Here is a 17,221-nt window from a genome sequence, read left to right as displayed (position 1 = left end):
GCCCATGTTGTCCCCTAAAGGATACGGGTTATGAAATTTCTCGACCAAGCCAAGATCTATATTCGTTCCGGCAATGGCGGCGCAGGCGCCGTGTCGTTCCGCCGTGAAAAGTTCATCGAGTTCGGCGGGCCGGACGGCGGCGACGGCGGCCGCGGCGGCGACGTGTGGGCCGAATGCGTGGAGGGGCTGAACACCCTCATCGACTATCGCTATCAGCAGCATTTCAAGGCAAAGACCGGCGGTCACGGCATGGGCAAGAACCGCGCCGGCGCCAAGGGCGCGGACGTGGTGCTCAAAGTGCCGGCCGGCACGGAGATCCTGGACGAGGATGGGGAGACCGTCATCGCCGACATGACCCATGTGGGCCAGCGCGTGCTGCTCGCCAAAGGCGGCAACGGCGGCTTCGGCAATGCCTATTTCACCACCTCCACCAACCGCGCGCCGCGCCGGGCCAATCCGGGGCAGGAGGGCATCGAGCGCACGATCATCCTGCGCCTGAAGCTGATCGCAGATGCAGGCTTGGTGGGGTTGCCGAATGCAGGCAAGTCGACATTCCTCGCCACCGTCACCTCGGCAAAGCCCAAGATCGCGGATTACCCGTTCACCACGTTGCATCCGGGCCTTGGCGTCGTGCGTATCCATGGCCGCGAATTCGTGCTGGCCGACATTCCGGGTCTCATCGAAGGCGCGTCGGAAGGCATTGGCCTCGGCGATCGCTTCTTGAGCCATGTGGAGCGTTGCCGCGTGCTGCTGCATCTGGTCGAGGGCACGAGCGAGGATGCGGGCGAGGCCTACAAGACCGTACGCCACGAGATCGAGGCCTATGGCCATGGGCTTGCCGACAAGCCTGAGATCGTCGCTCTCTCGAAGGCCGATGCGCTCGATGAGGAGACGCTGAAGGAGCAGCTCAAGAAGCTGAAGAAGGCCTGCAAGCGCACGCCCCTCGTGGTCTCCTCCGCATCGAGTCAGGGCGTGCAGGAGGTCCTGCAATCTTTGCTTAACGTGATAGACAAGGCGAAGGCCGAAGAGCAAGAAACCGTCGAGACCCAGGAAGAGTGGCATCCGTGAGCCCGCAACTCAGCCAGTTTCGCCGCGTTGTTCTGAAAGTCGGCTCCGCGCTTCTCGTGGACCGCGCGCGCGGCCGCTTGAATCACGCATGGCTTGCGGCCCTCGCGGAGGATATTGCCGATCTTCACGCGAAGGGTGCTGATGTTCTCGTCGTCTCCTCTGGCGCCATCGCCATGGGGCGTACGGTTCTGGGTCTCCCCTCCGGCCTCCTGAAACTGGAGGAGAGCCAGGCGGCTGCTGCCGTCGGTCAGATCGCGCTCGCGCGCACTTGGTCGGAGGTGCTCGCCCATCATGGCATCACGGCGGGCCAGATTCTGGTGACACTCTCCGATACGGAAGAGCGGCGGCGCTATCTCAATGCGCGTGCAACCACGCTGAAGCTGCTCGACATGCGCGCCGTGCCCGTGATCAACGAGAACGACACGGTGGCGACGTCCGAAATCCGCTACGGCGACAATGATCGTCTGGCTGCACGCGTCGCCACCATGATCGGTGCGGATCTCCTGGTGCTGTTCTCCGATATCGACGGACTCTACACCGCGCCGCCTGCGTCCGATCCCAACGCGCAGCACATTCCCGTGGTCGAGCGCATCACCCCTGCCATCGAGGCGATGGCGGGAGGTGCTGCTTCCGAACTCTCGCGCGGCGGCATGCGCACGAAGATCGAAGCGGGCAAGATCGCGACCTCCGGCGGTACGCACATGATCATCGCCGATGGCCGCGCAAAGAATCCACTGAAACGCGTGACTGAGGGAGGACGCTGCACCTGGTTTCTCACGCCATCGAATCCCGTGACCGCGCGCAAGACCTGGATTGCCGGTGCGCTCGAACCGCGCGGTACGCTCGTTGTCGATGAAGGCGCTGCGCTTGCGCTGCAGGGTGGGGCAAGCCTGCTGCCGGTCGGTGTGCGCCGGATCGAGGGGACGTTCCACCGTGGTGACGCGGTGATGATCCGCGACGAGAATCGCGTTCTCGGGCGTGGCCTTGTGGCTTACGACGCGGATGAAGCCGCGCGCATCATCGGCCGTCCGAGCCGTGAGATCGAAACGATCCTGGGCTATGTCGGACGCACCGAAATGGTTCACCGGGACGACATGGCGCTGAGCGACTGACCGTCTTTCAATAGTCTCAACAAAGTTCGAGCGTCGCCAGGCGCGGCGCTTTTGATGTCGTTGTCGAAATAGACGTAAACATCACGCCCCTTCTGCCGCCACTCTGCGATCTGGTGGGCCCAGTTCTGCAGCGTCTCTTCGCTGTAGCTTCCGGCATAGCGTCCGTTGGTGCCGTGACCTCTAACATAAACGAAATCAGCAGTAGTTACCCACGGCGCGGGCGCATCGGCGTGATCGGACAGGCAGAGCGCTGCGTTGTGGTCGTGCAAGATGCGAAAAGTGGTTTCCTCGTACCAGCTCGGATGCCGGAACTCGAAAGCGATGCGCCGATCGGGTGGCACAAGCGACAGGCATCGTGCCACCCGCTCCCGCGTCTCGCCATTGGCCTTGAGCATCGGCGGAAGCTGGAACAGGACAGGCCCGAAGGTGTCGCCCAGGCCCCCCATTCGGCCGAACACGAGATTGATGCTCTCCTCAATGTCTTTGAGTTTTTTCATATGCGTGATGAAGCGTGAGGCTTTCCAAGCGAAGAGAAATCCTTCGGGCACGCTCTTCTGCCACGCTCGGACGGCCTGTTCGGTCGGCAGCCGGTAGAAGGAATTGTTGATCTCCGCCGTATCGAATTGCCCGACATAGTAGGATAGGAAATCCTTGATCTTTAAGTCCTTCGGGTAGAAAGGTCCGTGCCAGGATCGATAATGCCAGCCTGAGGTTCCCACCCGGATCTCGGGGTGCGTTGCGTCAGGTCGTATGGAATAGCTTGGCCCCGGGGCGGCCCGGCGTGCTATGGATTGCGAATGGTAGGTTTCCCTCTGGAGATCAGAGGGTTGGGACTTGGACATGGATGACACTCGAGCCTTGAGCGCAAATTCGCTCGCTGAACATCTCAACGCGTCAGGTGCAGCGTCGGTTGAGCATCCGGATGTCCCGGCTCTTATGGCCGATCTGGGCCGCCGCGCCCGTCAAGCCGCCCGGCGCGTCGCCCTGGCCTCGGACGAGCAGAAGAACACTGCCTTGCGCGCCATGGCCGCACGCATTCGGGCGCGCGCATCAGCCATTCTTGCCGCAAATGCCGAGGACCTCGCCGAGGCCAAAGCCAAGGGGCAGACAGCGGCCTTTATTGATCGTCTCACTCTCAATGGCGAACGTCTCGAAGCCATTGCAGCAGCGGTGGAGAGCGTTGCCGTTTTGCCCGACCCGGTCGGACGCGTGCTGGCGAAGTTCGAGCGCCCCAATGGATTGCAGATCGAGCGCGTGGCAACGCCGCTTGGCGTCATCGGCGTGATCTTCGAAAGCCGGCCGAATGTCACGGCGGATGCGGGTGCACTTTGCTTGAAAGCAGGCAATGCCGCGATCCTGCGCACGGGTTCGGAGAGCTTCCGTTCCGCGCTCGCGATCGCCGAGGCGATGAGCGAGGGATTGGAGAAGGCAGGCTTGCCTGCCGACGCCATTCGCCTCGTGCCGACGCGAGATCGCGCGGCAGTGGGCGCGATGCTCTCGGGCCTCAATGGCAATATCGATGTCATTGTGCCCCGAGGCGGCAAAAGCCTCGTGGCGCGTGTGCAGGAAGAAGCGCGCGTGCCTGTCTTCGCGCATCTTGAGGGCATCTGCCATGTGTTCGTGCACGAGAAGGCCGATCTCGCGATGGCCAAGAGGATCGTGCTGAATGCCAAGATGCGCCGCACCGGCGTGTGCGGTTCGGCGGAGACGCTTCTCGTGGATCGCGCCTGCGCTCCAACCCATCTCAAGCCGCTCGCAGCGATACTCCTTGATGCAGGTTGCGCCATCCGTGGCGATGAGACTGTTCAGGCCGCTGATCCGCGCGTGACGGCTGCGACGGAACAGGATTGGCGCACTGAATATCTCGATGCGATCATCTCCGTGCGTGTCGTTAACGGCTTGGATGAAGCCATCGCACATGTCGAGACTTACGGCTCGCATCACACCGATTCCATCGTCACGGATGATCCGGCCGCTGCGGAGCGCTTCCTGGCGGAAGTCGATTCCGCCATCGTGCTCCACAATGCCTCAACGCAATTCGCTGATGGCGGCGAGTTCGGCTTCGGCGCCGAGATCGGCATCGCCACGGGCCGCATGCATGCGCGGGGACCCGTGGGCGTGGAGCAGCTGACCTCGTTCAAATATCGCATCCACGGTTCGGGTCAGACGCGCCCGTGAGTTCTCCCCCCTCTTTCCGCATCAGGCCTTCGGGTCTTGTTCGCCTGCCGCCGGCTGCGCCCGGCATGCGCATCGGGCTTTATGGCGGCTCCTTCAATCCCGCCCATGCGGGGCACCGGCATGTGAGCCTGATGGCGCTCAAGCGTTTGAGGCTCGATCGCCTCTGGTGGGTCGTGACGCCCGGCAATCCGTTGAAAGATACGGGAGAGCTTGCCTCCACCGCCATGCGCGTGAAGCAGGCAAAGGAAATGGCCGAGGATCCGCGCATCGATGTGACGGCCTTCGAAGGGGAGATCTGCGCGCGCTACACCATCGATACGCTCGCTTATCTCAAGCGGCGTTTCCCGGGTGTGCATTTCGTGTGGGTGATGGGGGCGGATAATCTCGCAGGCTTCCATCGCTGGCGCGGCTGGCGGCGCATCGCCCGGATGATGCCGATGGCCATCATCGACCGCCCCGGCTGGACCCTGAAGGCGATGCGCTCCCGTACTGCCGTTGCCCTATCGTCAGGCCGAATCAGCGAGGGCAGGGCACCGGCTCTGGCAGGTCTCAGGCCGCCCGCCTGGGTCTTCCTGCACGGGCCGCGCTCGCACCTCTCCTCCACCATGCTGCGGCGAATGGGGCGAACTTCTCCTTCCGGGGGACGTTGAAAAATGGGAGCGTTCGATCTTATCTTAAGGGTCGGCGCCATCCTATGAGCGCTGCTTAGAAAGGGCTTGAACCTGAACCGACTGAATTCTGTCGAAGCGGACACGAACACGCTTCCCCCTCTCTCCGGAGCGACTGCTCCGCAGGATGAGGATATCCGGGCCGTCGCCCTGGCTTCTATCGAGGACATGAAGGCCGAAAACACGGTCGAGATCGACTTGGCCGGTAAGACCTCGCTTGCAGACACCATGATCGTTACATCGGGCCGTTCCCACCGTCACGTGGGCGCGATTGCCGACCGTCTGGTCAAGGACCTCAAGGACAAGGGGTTCGGCACTCCGCGCGTGGAAGGCCTGCCTGCCTGCGATTGGGTGCTGATCGATGCTGGCGACATTCTCGTTCACATTTTCCGTCCCGAGGTGCGTGGTTTCTACAACCTCGAGAAGATGTGGGGCGCCGATCGTCCTCAGGACCGCGCGAGCTGAAGAAGGCCTGAACCGTTGCGACTGAGCTTGCTGGCCGTGGGCCGTCTCAAGAGCGGCCCCGAACGGGAGCTGGTCGAGCGATACAGGCAGAGAGTCGAAGGCATGGGCCGGGCCTTGGGCTTGGCCGGGCTCGACATTGTCGAGCTCCCGGAGAGCCGGGCGCGCCGGGATGACGACCGCCGTGCGGAAGAGGCGGCCGCGCTTCTGGAAAAGGCCGAGTCCTCCGTGCTGATCGTCTTCGACGAGCGCGGCAAGAGCCCCTCCAGCGAAGCCTTCGCCGAGCGAATCAGGCAATGGCGTGACGAGGGGCGGGCTGGTGTGGCCTGCGTCATCGGCGGGCCTGACGGGCTCGATCCCAAGATCCGCCAGCGGGCGGAAATGGTGGTTTCCTTCGGTGCGCTCACTATGCCGCACCAGATCGTCCGGGCGCTCGTGGCCGAGCAGCTTTATAGGGCACTGACAATCATTGCCGGACACCCTTATCATCGCGCCGGTCACGATGATTCCTGACGAATGATCTGCTCTCAAACCGTTCTCCCCCGCAGGGCCTTGGGTCTTGCCGTAATGCTCGCTGTGTCCGCCCTGGGTCCCGTGCAGGCCCAGCAGGCGCCTGCGTCTGCGGCCGGGACGCCCCAGGTCGCGCCGGAGACGTTGGAGCAGAGGCAGAAGCGCCAGAACGACCTCAAGGTTCTGGAAGATGCGATGAATGCGAACGCCGAGGCTCAAAAGCGCCTTCAGGCGGAAATCGACGAGATCAGGACGGACCGGGCGAAGCTCAATGCCACGTTGATCGAGACCGCTGGTCGGGTCCGGGACACCGAGGACCGGATTCGTGGCCTGGAGCAGCGGCTTCAGACCCTTACCGCATCGGAAACGGCGATCCGCCGCTCGCTGGAGAGCCGCCGGGGCGTGATCGTCGAGGTTTTCGCCTCCCTTCAGCGCATGGGCCGCCGCCCACCGCCCGCCGTTCTGGTCCGTCCGGAGGACATGCTCGAGGCGGTGCGGGCCTCCATCATGCTGGGGGCGGTGCTCCCCGAACTTCGGGTCGAAGCCGAGATTCTGGCCTCCGATCTTGCCGAACTGGTGCGTCTCAAGGAGGCCATCGCCACCGACCGGTCCACCCTCAACGCCGAACTCGGCGCTCTCAATAGCGAGCAGCAGCGCCTGACGGCTCTCATGGCAGCCCGCCAGAGCCGGATGGTCGAGGTGGAACGCAGCATGGGAGCCGAGCGGGATAAGGCGGCGGAACTCGCCCGCAAGGCCGGCACTCTCAAAGAGTTGATCGACCGGATGGAGGCGGAGATCGCAGGCGCCCAGAGGGCCGCCGAGGAGGCGCGCAAGGCTACGGAAGCGCAGGAACGTGAGGCCAAGGAACGCTTCGCCCAGGCAGCCTTCCGCGATCCGGCGCGGCTCGTGCCCAAAATTCCGTTCTCCGAGGCCAAGGGCCTGCTGCCGAAGCCGGTCAGCGGCGACATTGCGCTGGATTTCGGCGCTGCAGACGGCTATGGCGGAACGACGCGCGGCATTTCGATCACGACCCGTCCGAAGGCGGCTGTTGTATCACCAGCGGACGGCTGGGTGGCCTTCGCGGGGCCCTTCCGATCCTATGGTCGACTCTTGATCATCAACGCGGGCGGGGGATATTATATTCTCTTGGCCGGTATGGACCAAATCAACGTCGATGTCGGGCAATTCGTGCTCGCTGGTGAGCCAGTCGCAATCATGGGAGATACTCCTCTCATGAGTTTGACCGGCGGTGCCATAGAAAAGAACAATCCCGTCCTCTATGTTGAGTTCAGGAAAGACGGCGGTTCGATCGACCCAGGTCCCTGGTGGGCGAAATCGCAAAGCGAAAAGGTTCGCGGATAATGCGCAAAATCTCCCTATTGATTCTCGGTGCGGCTATCGGCGCAGGCAGCGCGACCATGGTGTCGCAGACGAGCCTGATGTCCTCAGGGGCGGTTGCCGCCTCGGCCGATACGTACCGACAGCTGAGCCTTTTCGGAGACGTCTTCGAAAAGGTCCGCACGGATTATGTTGAAAAGCCTGAAGAATCGAAACTCATCGAGTCGGCCATCAATGGCATGCTGACCTCGCTCGATCCACATTCGAGCTACATGGACTCCAAGAGCTTCCGAGATATGCAGGTTCAGACCCGCGGTGAGTTCGGTGGTCTCGGTATCGAGGTCACTATGGAAGAAGGCCTCGTGAAGGTGGTGACGCCCATCGACGATACGCCTGCTTCCCGCGCTGGCGTTCTGGCGAATGACGTCATCACGCATATCGACAACGAGCCCGTTCAGGGTCTCAACCTGAATCAGGCTGTCGACAAGATGCGCGGCCCGGTCAATTCCTCGGTCACGCTGAAGATCCAGCGCAAGGAAGCCAAGGATCCGATCGAAGTGAAGCTCACCCGCGAGACCATCAAGGTTCGCCCGGTGCGTGCCCGCGTCGAGGGCGATATCGGTGTTCTGCGCGTCACGCAGTTCAACGAGCAGACCTATGAGGCCCTGCGCACCGGCATCGACAAGCTCACCCAGGACATCGGTGCGGACAAGGTGGCGGGCTTCGTCATCGACCTGCGCAATAACCCGGGCGGCCTGCTCGATCAGGCCATCATGGTGTCCGATGCTTTCCTCGATCGCGGCGAGATCGTTTCGACCCGCAGCCGCAATGCCGAGGATACGCAGCGCTTCAGCGCCAAGGCAGGCGATCTGACGAAGGGCAAGTCTCTCGTCGTGCTCGTGAACGGCGGTTCGGCTTCCGCGTCCGAGATCGTGGCCGGTGCTCTCCAGGACCACAAGCGTGCGACGGTGCTCGGCACCCGCTCCTTCGGCAAGGGCTCGGTGCAGACCATCATCCCGCTCGGCGGCAATGGCGCTGTTCGCCTGACCACGGCGCGCTACTACACGCCGTCCGGCCGCTCGATCCAGGCCAAGGGCATCGATCCGGATATCGAGGTACTGCAGGACGTGCCTGAGGAGCTGAAGGGCAAGGACGAGACCAAGGGCGAAGCCGGTCTTCGCGGCCACCTGCAGAATGGTGGAGAGAAGGAAGAACGCGGTGGTTCCTCCGCTTACGTTCCGCCGGATCCGACCAAGGACAAGCAGCTGCTGGCTGCCTATGACCTGCTCCACGGTGTCCGCAAGGGTGCCGCCAACACCACGACGTCTCCGAACTAAAGTTTAACGGCTCTGCTGCTCTTCTCAGCGGCATGACGAAAAAGGAAGCCTGGCAGCCCATCAGCCGCCAGGCTTTTTCATTGAGGCTTTGACAACCGCACGTAACGGCTTGTGCTGGCTTTTATGACGCGGCACTCTTTGGCCCTAACCTTTGGAACCATCGACAAAAGCCGACGATACTTGAAATGATCGGCAAACGTGGGGGCGAGGCAAGGGAGTGAGTGTCGGATGAGAAACGCCAAAAGCCCGCAGAGCAGGAAGGAATTGCCCTATCGCTCCTGCGTCGGCGTCATGCTGCTGAACAAGCAGGGCCGGGTTTTCATCGGGCGGCGTCATTCCAATTCCGGCGATCATGTTGCCGACGGCTATGCGTGGCAGATGCCACAAGGCGGAATCGATCCAGGCGAGGATCCTTATCAGGCAGCCCTGCGCGAGCTGTACGAAGAAACCAGCGTGCGCTCCGTGAGCCTCTTGGCGGAAGCGCCTGAATGGTACTCCTACGATCTACCCTCTATGGTGGCAGGTCGCGCTTGGCGCGGCCGCTATCGGGGACAAGTCCAGAAATGGTTCGCTTTTCGGTTCGAAGGCGACGACAGCGAGATCAACATCACGCAGCCCGGTGGCGGTCATCACAAGCCGGAATTCGACGAGTGGCGCTGGGAAGACATGCACCGTCTGCCGGAGCTGATCATTCCCTTCAAGCGTGGAGTTTATGAGAGCGTGGTTGCAGCGTTCAGTCATTTATCCGTGCAGGAAACGAAAGCCTGAGCACGGGCCGAGTTTGCAAAGATTCCCTTCCCCTTTGCAGGAATAAAGTCTGGATGAAGCAGTTATTTCCGGCCTTTCCAGAACTGCCGAGCTCAGCCTTGTCGAAGGCGCCTCTCAACCACGATCCGCGCAATCCTTTGGTCAACGATTTCCGGATCTTTCTTGATCCTGGATCCCTCGTCGCATTGTCTCTCAGCTTGCTGCTGCTCGCTTGCGCGGGCGGCGTCATTCTTTATGCGAACTTCAAATACGGAATTTCGCCGATCTAGTGCCGATGCGGGGCCGTAATAGGAACGGAACCCTCACGAACGCTTCCCGTTGATACGATCACCAGAGGGGCAAGGATCTGCTCCTCGTCAATCGGAGGGTTCTCTATGCGTGTAGCTTTGTTGACGACCGTTGCCGCAGCCGCTTTGTCCTTGAGTATGGCTGCCATCGCACAGACGAGCGGTGGCTCTGGCGGCAGCACGGGAGGAACCTCGGGTGGCACGTCTGGTAGCGTTTCCGGCGGCGCTTCGGGCGGTGCGTCCGGCGGCACTTCAGGTACGACGTCGGGAACCTCGAGCGGTGCGTCGGGGACGAGCTCCGGCACCACGTCGGGCGGAGCCTCATCCGGTACGTCCGGTGGGACTTCCGGCAGCACCCCTAGCGGTGGTACATCAGGCACCTCGGGTGGTGCCGCATCGGGCACGACGAGTGGAACGTCCAGCACGACAGGCGGCTCAGCCAGCACGACCGGCAGCACCTCCAGCTCGACCAATATCAACGTAACGACCGAGCAGCGCACCGAGATTACGCGCGCCTTCAGCAGCGTCAGAACTCAGCCGCTGAACGATGTGAACTTCTCGGTCAGTGTGGGCACGGTGGTGCCTGACACGGTCATCACTCGCCTGGAGGCATGTCCGAACGAGGTCATTCGCATCCTGCAAGGATTGCCTGAATGCCGCTATGTGATCGTTCGCGATCAGGTGGTGATCGTTGAGCCTAAGACCCGGCGGATCGTGACGGTCATCGAGCGTCGCGGCTGAGTCTTTCGAAAGGGCCGATACAGCAGCGCCCGTGGCGGATGAGCGTCACGGGCGTTCTTCTATGGCGGCAAGACGGTTGCGTGTTGCGTGAAATCAGGCTGCGTATGGGAACGCGTGCTTTTGGGCCTCGGGGGCGTCTCGCTCCTGCCGGGGCAGCATCGCAATGGCTGCGCGGGCATAGCGGCGGAACTCCTCTTTCAGGATCTCGGGCTCGGCTTCCCAAATCAACGCATCGTCCTCGGCTTCATAGAGGGCACGAGCGACAAATTCGACTTCTTGGTCCATGGTAATGCCCCTTGTAACAAGGTGATTGATTCTTGCGGCTTCCCTGCGGCCCGCTTCTTGGTCTTGAATGCTAGCAGGGCAGGGGGCTATGCCGTTCGACGGGATCATTTGCGCCAAAGGTTCCCGATTTGGCAAAGGTGCAAAAGGGGTAGCTCAACGGTTCTAGGCCGTTCGGCCGAGGCCCTCTCGGTCTTAGAACGAATTGGGTTTTTCGGATAGGGGCCCGCCGTTAGTTCCAGCGGGGCTCGATATCAAACATGCTTCGGGCCAGAGACGATGATCGGAATCTCACCTCGGATAATGAGATCCGGATTCTGGCCGAAGGTGAGGTTAACGGGGCAATCCTCGTTGCCTCCTGTACTCTCAGCTGGCGGAGTGCCTGCGAAACTAGGCGGCCCGATGATGATGCGGTCAGGGCTCAGTTCCTCATCCTGAATCTGGACGCTGCTATTGATGTCGAGCCAGAGCACGCCGCTATCGGGATCATAGGCGGAGATGACCTCGGCGATTGAGGTGAAGCCATAGATTGTCAGATCGAGACGATCGTCGGCATCGAAGCCTGAGATGGTATCGCGGCCATCACCCGGAGCGAGGAAAACAGGTATCGGCGCCCTCATCGCCGTTCATCTCGTCATCACCGGCACGCCATCATGCAGCTCATCATAACCGCGCCACCTTCGAGGCTGTCATTGTCAGCGCCGCCATAAGGCAGGTCGGAGCCATCCTCGCCACGCAGGCTGTCATCTCCCAGCCCGCCACGAAGGGTATCGGCAAAACGCGAGCCGATATAATCATCATCACCATCAGTGCCGGTGAATGTCACGGCTGCCGTGCGCGAGCCGAAGATCTGCCCGTACACATTCAGGCGGATCGTGACGCCAGGCGGGCCGACATCCGGCCACAAAGCGACGAAGCGCCCATCCGGCAACGCCGTCTTAATGGGAGGAAACTCTGCGCCAACGGTATGAAACAGAGGAGGCGGAGAATGCCACGGTCGGTACCTCATGCCAGTGAGTGGATGAGAACGACGCCTCGGAATCGCAATGCCTCGGGCTGCTTCGTCGAAGGCTTGCACGGTATGCGGAACGCATGCCGGTCCCGCATGTTTGATTCATAAGGCTTCCGAAGTGGGGGCCGGGTTCGCAACGAACTTCGAGAATGACGTGAATGATTGGGCGGGAGGCGGTTCGCGGCCTCTCGTCTGGCTCGGAGGTTCTCCCATGGCGAAAAAATCTCAGGACACAAAACCGCAAGAAGGCGCGGCATCGGAAAGTGCGCCAGCGGTCGATTACGTGCGCACGAAGCAGGAACTGGATGCCGCTGAGGCAAAGCGACAGGCGGAAACCGACCTCGCCGCGGCGCATGGACGAGCAGGAGCCGATCCGTCGTCACCTGCGAAGAGCCATCCGAAAGTGCACAGGAGCGAAGAGGCGGGACCGATAGAGGACACCTCCAGTGAGCCTGTCGTCGAGGACGAGCCGTAGCCGCTTGCGCCTCACAGAAACAGGTTAGGACGCGCTCACATCACCTTTTCGCGGTATTGAGAATGATGCTGCAAAAGGCGTCACGAATGTCGCCCAGCTGCTCATGAGCGCATCCGCGTAACGCTCGCCTACAGTTCCTGTCCGATGCCACCTGCGGGTGGATGAGGCTCGGGGATCAGCTCGTCCCAGAGATCCTCACTGGTGTCGCAGTCGGTTCCCGGTTGTCCCCGTACAGGCTTGATCGGCGCGCCGGGCATCTCCATACCTGCGATCTCACGAACAATCTTGTTCTTGGTCTCTGTCAGTAGCCGCTCGCGCTCGCGGATCGGGATCATGAAAGCACCTGAACCTCCAATCACGCAGTCGCGGTAGTATGCGTCGATCGTAGCGTTCTCCCGCCGATCAGGGGCCTTGAGCAGGATGGGGAGGCCATTGATGGTGACACCTCGCGCAATGGCATTGTCGCGAGCCTCCGTCACGAGGCGTCCCTGGTTGTTTGAACCATCCCCTGAAATGTCGATTACCTGCCGTGCGGCCCGAAAGTGACCGGATGAAAACAGGGCCATGCTGAAATCAATGACCTGTGAGATCGAGGTGCCTGCCGCACGGTGAATAGGGGCGTGGGCCAGCCGGTCGGCGAAGGAGATGCTGTCCTTGGGATCGTCCAAGACGACCCAGGGCACGATAACTCTCTGGAAGTGCGGATGAGCTCCTGCCCATTCCACGTAGGTCACCGCGATGCGTCCGAGCATGCCGGTGCGAATCGCCTGATGGACCAAGGGAGAGCGGAACGCTTCGACATAGCCCTGTCTCTGGAGGGCTTGCTCGTCCGGGTCCATGGAGGTGGAGACATCGACGGCCAGGACAAGAGCGAGATCAACCTCGGTGGGAGCGCGGTGCCAAGCAGGGGTAAGGGTCAGAAGTCCCGTGAGGAGAACGGGGAGCAGCCACAAAGTCTTGGGATGTCGCATGGCGACCTCTCCCAGCAAAAACCCACTGTCTCTTCAGCCCCCACTCGTCTTATCAGGTTTCCTTCTTGCGGTAGGTCTCATGGCAGCCGCCACAATTCTGGCCGACCCTCTGGACTGCACCTTGCAAGCTGGCCTGATCCGTGATCCCGTTCTGAGCCGCCTTGGCATCCTGTCCGAGCTTGGTCGCACGTGCGTCAAAGTCGGCTTTTCGCTCCCAGATGACCGGGAGGGCACTGGTCTTGCCCTGCTGCGAGTTTGCCGGGAACAGCATAGGAATTTGCTGAGCGTTCTGCTCGATGCGTTGGAGAGCGGCTTGGGCCTGCGTCGCGTTGAACGGAACCTGTCCTCGGGACATTCCGGTCAACAAGCGCACCTGCTCCTGATTGCTTTTCATCAAATCTTGGCGCTGTCGGATAGGATCGCCCTGCTGGGCCAAAACCCCAAACCCGCTCACCATCGACACACCGATTGCGGCAATGATTGTTGGTCGCATGATAGCCATCCTTTCTGCCAGGAAGGATGTCTCTCCGCTATCCGCAGGGCCATATGAAACTTAGGGGTAGAGCAGGTTATTCGGCTCAGGTGCCGTGTCCTATGTCTTACCCTGGGCCTCTACCAAGCACACGCTAGGCGGCAATATTTTCGTAAACTGCCACCCTCCTGGTGCAAAGCGTGTATCACCACGAGTGCACCTGTGTAGCTCTAAGGGGCTGAACTTAAATAGAAAACCAGGAAAGTCTTAATCATTTTTCCGCACGTCCGCTCGTTGATGGTTCCATCAATGCCGCAGAAGCAGGTTCAGGTGATCCATCGCGGCACCAATGCCGATCAGCAGGCCGTGGATTTGAGTAGTTCGTCTCAGCGTGGTGTGCTGAAACCTCTTCGGCGACTCCTGCCCCGGCGCGGCATCAAGTGGAATGGACAGGAGGACTTGTCCTGATCTGTCGGTGACATTGAGTTGCCAGTCCTGCCAGTCTTCGTTGGCTGCGCTGTCGTCCTCTCGGAGTTCGTTGATTGCCTTCAACGCTTCAGCTTCCGCTGTCTCGAGGTCCGTGACTTCAATGCCGGTCTCGTCAAAGATGGCATCGTGATAGCTCACGAGATGAAAATAGCAGCGCATCTGTGGCATTTCCCTTGAAGCAAGCCCGCACAATGCTGCTTGCGCCTCTGCTGTTCTATAGAGAAAGCGGGTGGAGGCCCCTCTCCACCCGCTCCGCGTCTCTACCGTGAGGACATTCGGCTCATCAGGTTGCACAGAGCCGTCATGTCCGCCTCGTAATTATCGGGAGACGCAAGCACACTCGCACAACTGCGGCGCAGTTGCTGCCGTTGGGGTTCACTCATACGATTCAGTTCGGCCGTGAGGCGAGCCGTTGTTGCTCGATCAACCGTCCCTGGTGACGCCAGGCCGGGGTTAATGCTGCCTGTCGTGGCGGGATTACGAATGCCTCCGGGCTGCGCAGGAGGGGAGAAGCCGCCCCCACCAACATTTCCCGGCGAAGCTCCGCCGGAACTGCCGCCAATGCTGGCTCCTACCCCGGCAGTCGCACCACTCGCTCCACCGATGCTGGCACCAAGGCCGACGTCGACGCCGCCAGATCCGCCGATATCGGCTCCCACACCAGCGCTGGCTCCATTAGATCCGCCGAGACTGGCACCGCCGCCGGCCGCTACGCCGTCTGAGCCGCCCAGGCTGGCACCTGCTCCAGCGGTGGCGCCGGTGGAGCTACCCAGGCTTGCTCCCCCACCTGCGGAGAGCCCACCCGATCCACCGACATTCGCTCCAGCGCCCGCACTGGTGCCGCCCGATCCGCCAATGCTGGCACCTGCTCCGGCGCTAACGCCATCAGAACCACCGATGTTGGCCCCAGCGCCGGCATTGACCCCGTCGGAGCCTCCAATGCTTGCTCCGCCCCCGACACTGACCTGTCCAATGGAGGGCTCCGAAGCTAAGCAGGCTACGAGGATTACTGCCGCACCATAAATTACTTCTCGGCGATGGCGGCACAGCAACTTAGACGAACTCATTTCCACTCTCCCATGGACAAGCGGTTCAGGGCCCCCGCCCAGGAAAAGTAGGAAAATACGCTGGAAGTTCCGACAAATCTTCACAAGGAAGTAGCCACAAAGTATTACAGGTTGGGAATGGAAGCGGAATGTTGGTCTCTTCGTTAGCCCAGCAAACCTCAACAGTGGCGTTCCTGCTCAACTGAGTATAAGCGACTATTTATTTGTTGTTCGGATCGTGTCCACAAAACTCGACCGGCCGCAGCTCAGTAGTGACCAAGATAAAAATAGTATCGACCCAAACTGCCTTCGCTCGGTCAAGGTGAAACCCTTTCTTCTCTTAGGGGTTAACTCGGCGTAGGTGCGGCTTGCCTGCCCGTACCTGCGAATTGGAAATCCCAGGTAAGTGGTACAGCCATGCTGGTGAAGGAGAGCATTTGGAGCAGACGGCTCTACACTCCCCCGCCCACCGGCTATGGGGATCTCATGGCTCATCTGGGCGAAGAACTCGCGCGGGTATACGAGAACTCGATCCAAGAGGCTTTGCCTGAATATTGGTCGCAACTCCTCACGCGGCTGCCATGACAGCGCAAAGAGCAATGCCCCAGCCGGAGCTGAGGCGCGAGGGCAGATGAGATAAAGCGAATGAGGAATCTCCCGACATCGCGCGATCCTTAATCAATGATTGAACAGTTCCAAGGACGATCAAGGAGGCGGCAAATGGCAATCCCGGGACGGTGCGGATTGGCGATAGCCGCGTTGCTGCTCGCCAATCCCGGGCATTCAGGTTCGCCTCAGGCGGCGACAAAATCCGAGAGGGCGCTGGGACCAACAACACATGTCGTTTTGACGGCGCAGCGCTTGGCTGTGCTGCGGCAGGTCAATCAACATGTGAATCGCACCATAACGGAAGTTTCCGATTGGGAGCAGTACGGGCAAGAGGACGTGTGGACTCTTCCCGCCAGTGGCAAAGGGGACTGCGAGGATTTCGCTCTGCTCAAGCGCAAGCTGCTAACAGAACGTGGCTGGCCCAACGCGACGCTTCTCGTGACTGCTGTCCAAACTGCAGCGGGGGAGCCGCATGCGGTTCTCGTCGCCCGAACGAACAAGGGAGATTATGCTCTCGACAACAAGACGAGCGAGATTCGCCCCCTTGTGGCGACGGGCTATAGAATCCTGTCGCAGCAGTCCCAACAGTCCCCGAGCAAATGGATTTCGGGCAGCACGGGCGAGACAACGGACGGGCCAGTTGCCGATTTCCCGGTGCGGTAGAGGAGGCTCCTCTCATAGCAAGAAGATGGCCGAGGCACATAGGAAGCCCGTAGCAGATCCCGGTAGATCATCGTCTGGTTTTCCAGATGCTGGGCAATATCCATGAAATTGGAGATCTTTATGCTCTTTCGTGCCATTGCGATTTTCGCCCTGTCGTCCACAGTTCTCGCCGCTGATCTATCGCAAGCTCCAGCTGTTCTCGCTGATCAATCGCAGATAGCCGAGGTCGAAACCGACTCGGGCGGCACGATCACGATGGCACCGGGCATCACCAACATCCTGCGCATCACACGTCCTGTGCGCACAGTCCTTATTGGCAATCCTGGCGTTCTCGACACCACCCTGGTTGATGACAAAACACTCGCTCTGACTGCCAAGGCCGCCGGCACGACCAATTTGATCCTCCTCGACGAGAACAATGCCGAGCTTCTGCAGGCCACGGTGCAGGTTGGGCCCCGCGCACACCGGATCCAAGCCTTCTACGGAGACCAAATGCAGACCTACTCTTGCACCCCGGAATGCATCGGAGATCCCAGACCGGTGCCGACCAGTCAATATACGACGACTTATGAGACCCGTGATGCTCAGGGCAACGTCGTCAACACGACGCGGTCAAGTACCAACGTCGCCCCTCCGCCACCTGGCATGCCACCTGTCTCGCCCCCGGCACCCGGAGTTCCCGTCAGGTGATCGACAGGACTGCCCTGCAGGAGTTTGAGAGCCTCTCCCCGCT

Annotated in this window: 22 protein-coding genes; 14 read left to right on the top strand and 8 right to left on the bottom strand. The window is 61.0% G+C overall.

The window, feature by feature from the left end; all coding sequences use genetic code 11:
• Positions 1–30 precede the first annotated feature (30 nt).
• Complete coding sequence (gene obgE / locus AA309_RS22695) at positions 31–1,068, top strand: GTPase ObgE (RefSeq protein ID WP_047191302.1); 1,038 nt, start codon at positions 31–33, stop codon at positions 1,066–1,068.
• Positions 1,065–2,180 (top strand): glutamate 5-kinase, encoded by a 1,116-nt coding sequence (gene proB / locus AA309_RS22690; RefSeq protein ID WP_047191301.1) that lies wholly within the window; start codon positions 1,065–1,067, stop codon positions 2,178–2,180. The genes obgE and proB overlap by 4 nt, the downstream gene beginning before the upstream one ends.
• Here the strand turns inward: proB and AA309_RS22685 are convergent.
• A complete protein-coding gene (locus tag AA309_RS22685; RefSeq protein ID WP_084731536.1) occupies positions 2,150–3,022 on the bottom strand; it encodes a DUF72 domain-containing protein in 873 nt (290 codons plus the stop codon). The genes proB and AA309_RS22685 overlap by 31 nt on opposite strands.
• 94 nt (positions 3,023–3,116) lie before the next feature.
• On the opposite strand from AA309_RS22685, the gene AA309_RS22680 reads away from it, so the two are divergent.
• The 9 genes from AA309_RS22680 to AA309_RS37295 all read left to right on the top strand — a co-directional run bounded on the left by AA309_RS22680 (position 3,117) and on the right by AA309_RS37295 (position 10,469).
• A complete protein-coding gene (locus tag AA309_RS22680; protein WP_244470454.1) occupies positions 3,117–4,358 on the top strand; it encodes a glutamate-5-semialdehyde dehydrogenase in 1,242 nt (413 codons plus the stop codon).
• Positions 4,355–5,008: a nicotinate-nucleotide adenylyltransferase gene (locus AA309_RS22675; protein WP_084731534.1), complete on the top strand. Its 654-nt coding sequence runs from the start codon at positions 4,355–4,357 to the stop codon at positions 5,006–5,008. Before AA309_RS22680 ends, AA309_RS22675 begins: the two co-directional genes overlap by 4 nt.
• Before the next feature lie 153 nt (positions 5,009–5,161).
• Positions 5,162–5,491 (top strand): ribosome silencing factor, encoded by a 330-nt coding sequence (gene rsfS / locus AA309_RS22670; protein ID WP_244470453.1) that lies wholly within the window; start codon positions 5,162–5,164, stop codon positions 5,489–5,491.
• A gap of 15 nt (positions 5,492–5,506) precedes the next feature.
• Positions 5,507–6,001: a 23S rRNA (pseudouridine(1915)-N(3))-methyltransferase RlmH gene (rlmH, locus tag AA309_RS22665; RefSeq protein ID WP_047191299.1), complete on the top strand. Its 495-nt coding sequence runs from the start codon at positions 5,507–5,509 to the stop codon at positions 5,999–6,001.
• Between the two features lie 3 nt (positions 6,002–6,004).
• On the top strand, positions 6,005–7,360 hold the full coding sequence (locus AA309_RS22660) for a murein hydrolase activator EnvC family protein (RefSeq protein WP_047191298.1): 1,356 nt from the start codon (positions 6,005–6,007) through the stop codon (positions 7,358–7,360).
• Positions 7,360–8,673 (top strand): S41 family peptidase, encoded by a 1,314-nt coding sequence (locus AA309_RS22655; RefSeq protein WP_047191297.1) that lies wholly within the window; start codon positions 7,360–7,362, stop codon positions 8,671–8,673. The genes AA309_RS22660 and AA309_RS22655 overlap by 1 nt, the downstream gene beginning before the upstream one ends.
• A 228-nt stretch (positions 8,674–8,901) precedes the next feature.
• Positions 8,902–9,441: an RNA pyrophosphohydrolase gene (locus tag AA309_RS22650; RefSeq protein WP_047191296.1), complete on the top strand. Its 540-nt coding sequence runs from the start codon at positions 8,902–8,904 to the stop codon at positions 9,439–9,441.
• Between the two features lie 53 nt (positions 9,442–9,494).
• Positions 9,495–9,710, top strand: a complete 216-nt coding sequence (locus tag AA309_RS22645; protein ID WP_047191295.1) for a hypothetical protein — start codon at positions 9,495–9,497, stop codon at positions 9,708–9,710.
• Positions 9,711–9,815: 105 nt separating this feature from the next.
• A complete protein-coding gene (locus tag AA309_RS37295; RefSeq protein WP_084731532.1) occupies positions 9,816–10,469 on the top strand; it encodes a DUF1236 domain-containing protein in 654 nt (217 codons plus the stop codon).
• A 93-nt stretch (positions 10,470–10,562) separates the two neighbouring features.
• Here AA309_RS37295 and AA309_RS34545 read toward each other — a convergent pair whose 3' ends face one another.
• From AA309_RS34545 to AA309_RS22620, 3 genes are all read right to left on the bottom strand, one after another.
• Positions 10,563–10,754, bottom strand: a complete 192-nt coding sequence (locus tag AA309_RS34545; protein WP_150117696.1) for a hypothetical protein — start codon at positions 10,752–10,754, stop codon at positions 10,563–10,565.
• 251 nt (positions 10,755–11,005) lie between these two features.
• On the bottom strand, positions 11,006–11,371 hold the full coding sequence (locus AA309_RS22625; protein ID WP_047191291.1) for a hypothetical protein: 366 nt from the start codon (positions 11,369–11,371) through the stop codon (positions 11,006–11,008).
• A 17-nt stretch (positions 11,372–11,388) separates the two neighbouring features.
• Complete coding sequence (locus tag AA309_RS22620) at positions 11,389–11,682, bottom strand: calcium-binding protein (protein ID WP_047191290.1); 294 nt, start codon at positions 11,680–11,682, stop codon at positions 11,389–11,391.
• A 292-nt stretch (positions 11,683–11,974) separates the two neighbouring features.
• Here AA309_RS22620 and AA309_RS22615 point away from each other — a divergent pair, with 292 nt between their 5' ends.
• Positions 11,975–12,238 carry a hypothetical protein gene (locus AA309_RS22615; protein ID WP_150117695.1) on the top strand — a complete coding sequence of 88 codons (264 nt, stop codon included), beginning with the start codon at positions 11,975–11,977 and terminating at the stop codon, positions 12,236–12,238.
• A 128-nt stretch (positions 12,239–12,366) separates the two neighbouring features.
• Here the strand turns inward: AA309_RS22615 and AA309_RS22610 are convergent, their stop codons facing one another.
• The 4 genes from AA309_RS22610 to AA309_RS33400 form a co-directional block, all read right to left on the bottom strand.
• A complete protein-coding gene (locus tag AA309_RS22610; RefSeq protein ID WP_047191288.1) occupies positions 12,367–13,209 on the bottom strand; it encodes a DUF1194 domain-containing protein in 843 nt (280 codons plus the stop codon).
• 52 nt (positions 13,210–13,261) lie between these two features.
• A complete protein-coding gene (locus AA309_RS22605) occupies positions 13,262–13,702 on the bottom strand; it encodes a c-type cytochrome (protein WP_160310524.1) in 441 nt (146 codons plus the stop codon).
• Positions 13,703–13,987: 285 nt separating this feature from the next.
• Positions 13,988–14,338, bottom strand: a complete 351-nt coding sequence (locus tag AA309_RS35950; protein WP_200902031.1) for a DUF6894 family protein — start codon at positions 14,336–14,338, stop codon at positions 13,988–13,990.
• A gap of 92 nt (positions 14,339–14,430) precedes the next feature.
• Entirely contained in the window at positions 14,431–15,237 is an 807-nt protein-coding gene (locus AA309_RS33400) for a hypothetical protein (RefSeq protein WP_084731530.1), read from the bottom strand.
• Between the two features lie 699 nt (positions 15,238–15,936).
• Between AA309_RS33400 and AA309_RS22590 the strand changes: the two genes are divergently transcribed.
• Both AA309_RS22590 and AA309_RS32400 read left to right on the top strand, forming a co-directional pair.
• Positions 15,937–16,488, top strand: coding sequence for a transglutaminase-like cysteine peptidase (locus tag AA309_RS22590; protein ID WP_052954933.1), 552 nt, complete (start codon positions 15,937–15,939; stop codon positions 16,486–16,488).
• A 120-nt stretch (positions 16,489–16,608) separates the two neighbouring features.
• Entirely contained in the window at positions 16,609–17,178 is a 570-nt protein-coding gene (locus AA309_RS32400) for a pilus assembly protein N-terminal domain-containing protein (protein WP_052954932.1), read from the top strand.
• The last annotated feature ends 43 nt before the right edge of the window (positions 17,179–17,221 follow it).

Origin of the sequence: Microvirga vignae (genome assembly GCF_001017175.1) — a bacterium.
Classification (GTDB): domain Bacteria; phylum Pseudomonadota; class Alphaproteobacteria; order Rhizobiales; family Beijerinckiaceae; genus Microvirga; species Microvirga vignae.
The sequence above is the reverse complement of the archived record's forward strand: the minus strand, read 5'-3'. Positions and strand labels throughout refer to the sequence as shown.

What these genes read in the sequence shown, in the direction of transcription:
- AA309_RS35950 (WP_200902031.1), bottom strand. Translation starts at nt 14,338, where the DNA reads ATGCCACAGATGCGCTGCTATTTTCATCTCGTGAGCTATCACGATGCC.
- AA309_RS22610 (WP_047191288.1), bottom strand. Translation starts at nt 13,209, where the DNA reads ATGCGACATCCCAAGACTTTGTGGCTGCTCCCCGTTCTCCTCACGGGA.
- AA309_RS33400 (WP_084731530.1), bottom strand. Translation starts at nt 15,237, where the DNA reads ATGAGTTCGTCTAAGTTGCTGTGCCGCCATCGCCGAGAAGTAATTTAT.
- AA309_RS22650 (WP_047191296.1), top strand. Translation starts at nt 8,902, where the DNA reads ATGAGAAACGCCAAAAGCCCGCAGAGCAGGAAGGAATTGCCCTATCGC.
- AA309_RS22655 (WP_047191297.1), top strand. Translation starts at nt 7,360, where the DNA reads ATGCGCAAAATCTCCCTATTGATTCTCGGTGCGGCTATCGGCGCAGGC.
- AA309_RS22680 (WP_244470454.1), top strand. Translation starts at nt 3,117, where the DNA reads ATGGCCGATCTGGGCCGCCGCGCCCGTCAAGCCGCCCGGCGCGTCGCC.
- AA309_RS22685 (WP_084731536.1), bottom strand. Translation starts at nt 3,022, where the DNA reads ATGTCCAAGTCCCAACCCTCTGATCTCCAGAGGGAAACCTACCATTCG.
- AA309_RS34545 (WP_150117696.1), bottom strand. Translation starts at nt 10,754, where the DNA reads ATGGACCAAGAAGTCGAATTTGTCGCTCGTGCCCTCTATGAAGCCGAG.
- AA309_RS22605 (WP_160310524.1), bottom strand. Translation starts at nt 13,702, where the DNA reads ATGCGACCAACAATCATTGCCGCAATCGGTGTGTCGATGGTGAGCGGG.
- AA309_RS22625 (WP_047191291.1), bottom strand. Translation starts at nt 11,371, where the DNA reads ATGAGGGCGCCGATACCTGTTTTCCTCGCTCCGGGTGATGGCCGCGAT.
- AA309_RS32400 (WP_052954932.1), top strand. Translation starts at nt 16,609, where the DNA reads ATGCTCTTTCGTGCCATTGCGATTTTCGCCCTGTCGTCCACAGTTCTC.
- AA309_RS22615 (WP_150117695.1), top strand. Translation starts at nt 11,975, where the DNA reads ATGGCGAAAAAATCTCAGGACACAAAACCGCAAGAAGGCGCGGCATCG.
- AA309_RS22590 (WP_052954933.1), top strand. Translation starts at nt 15,937, where the DNA reads ATGGCAATCCCGGGACGGTGCGGATTGGCGATAGCCGCGTTGCTGCTC.
- AA309_RS22645 (WP_047191295.1), top strand. Translation starts at nt 9,495, where the DNA reads ATGAAGCAGTTATTTCCGGCCTTTCCAGAACTGCCGAGCTCAGCCTTG.
- AA309_RS37295 (WP_084731532.1), top strand. Translation starts at nt 9,816, where the DNA reads ATGCGTGTAGCTTTGTTGACGACCGTTGCCGCAGCCGCTTTGTCCTTG.
- obgE (WP_047191302.1), top strand. Translation starts at nt 31, where the DNA reads ATGAAATTTCTCGACCAAGCCAAGATCTATATTCGTTCCGGCAATGGC.
- AA309_RS22660 (WP_047191298.1), top strand. Translation starts at nt 6,005, where the DNA reads ATGATCTGCTCTCAAACCGTTCTCCCCCGCAGGGCCTTGGGTCTTGCC.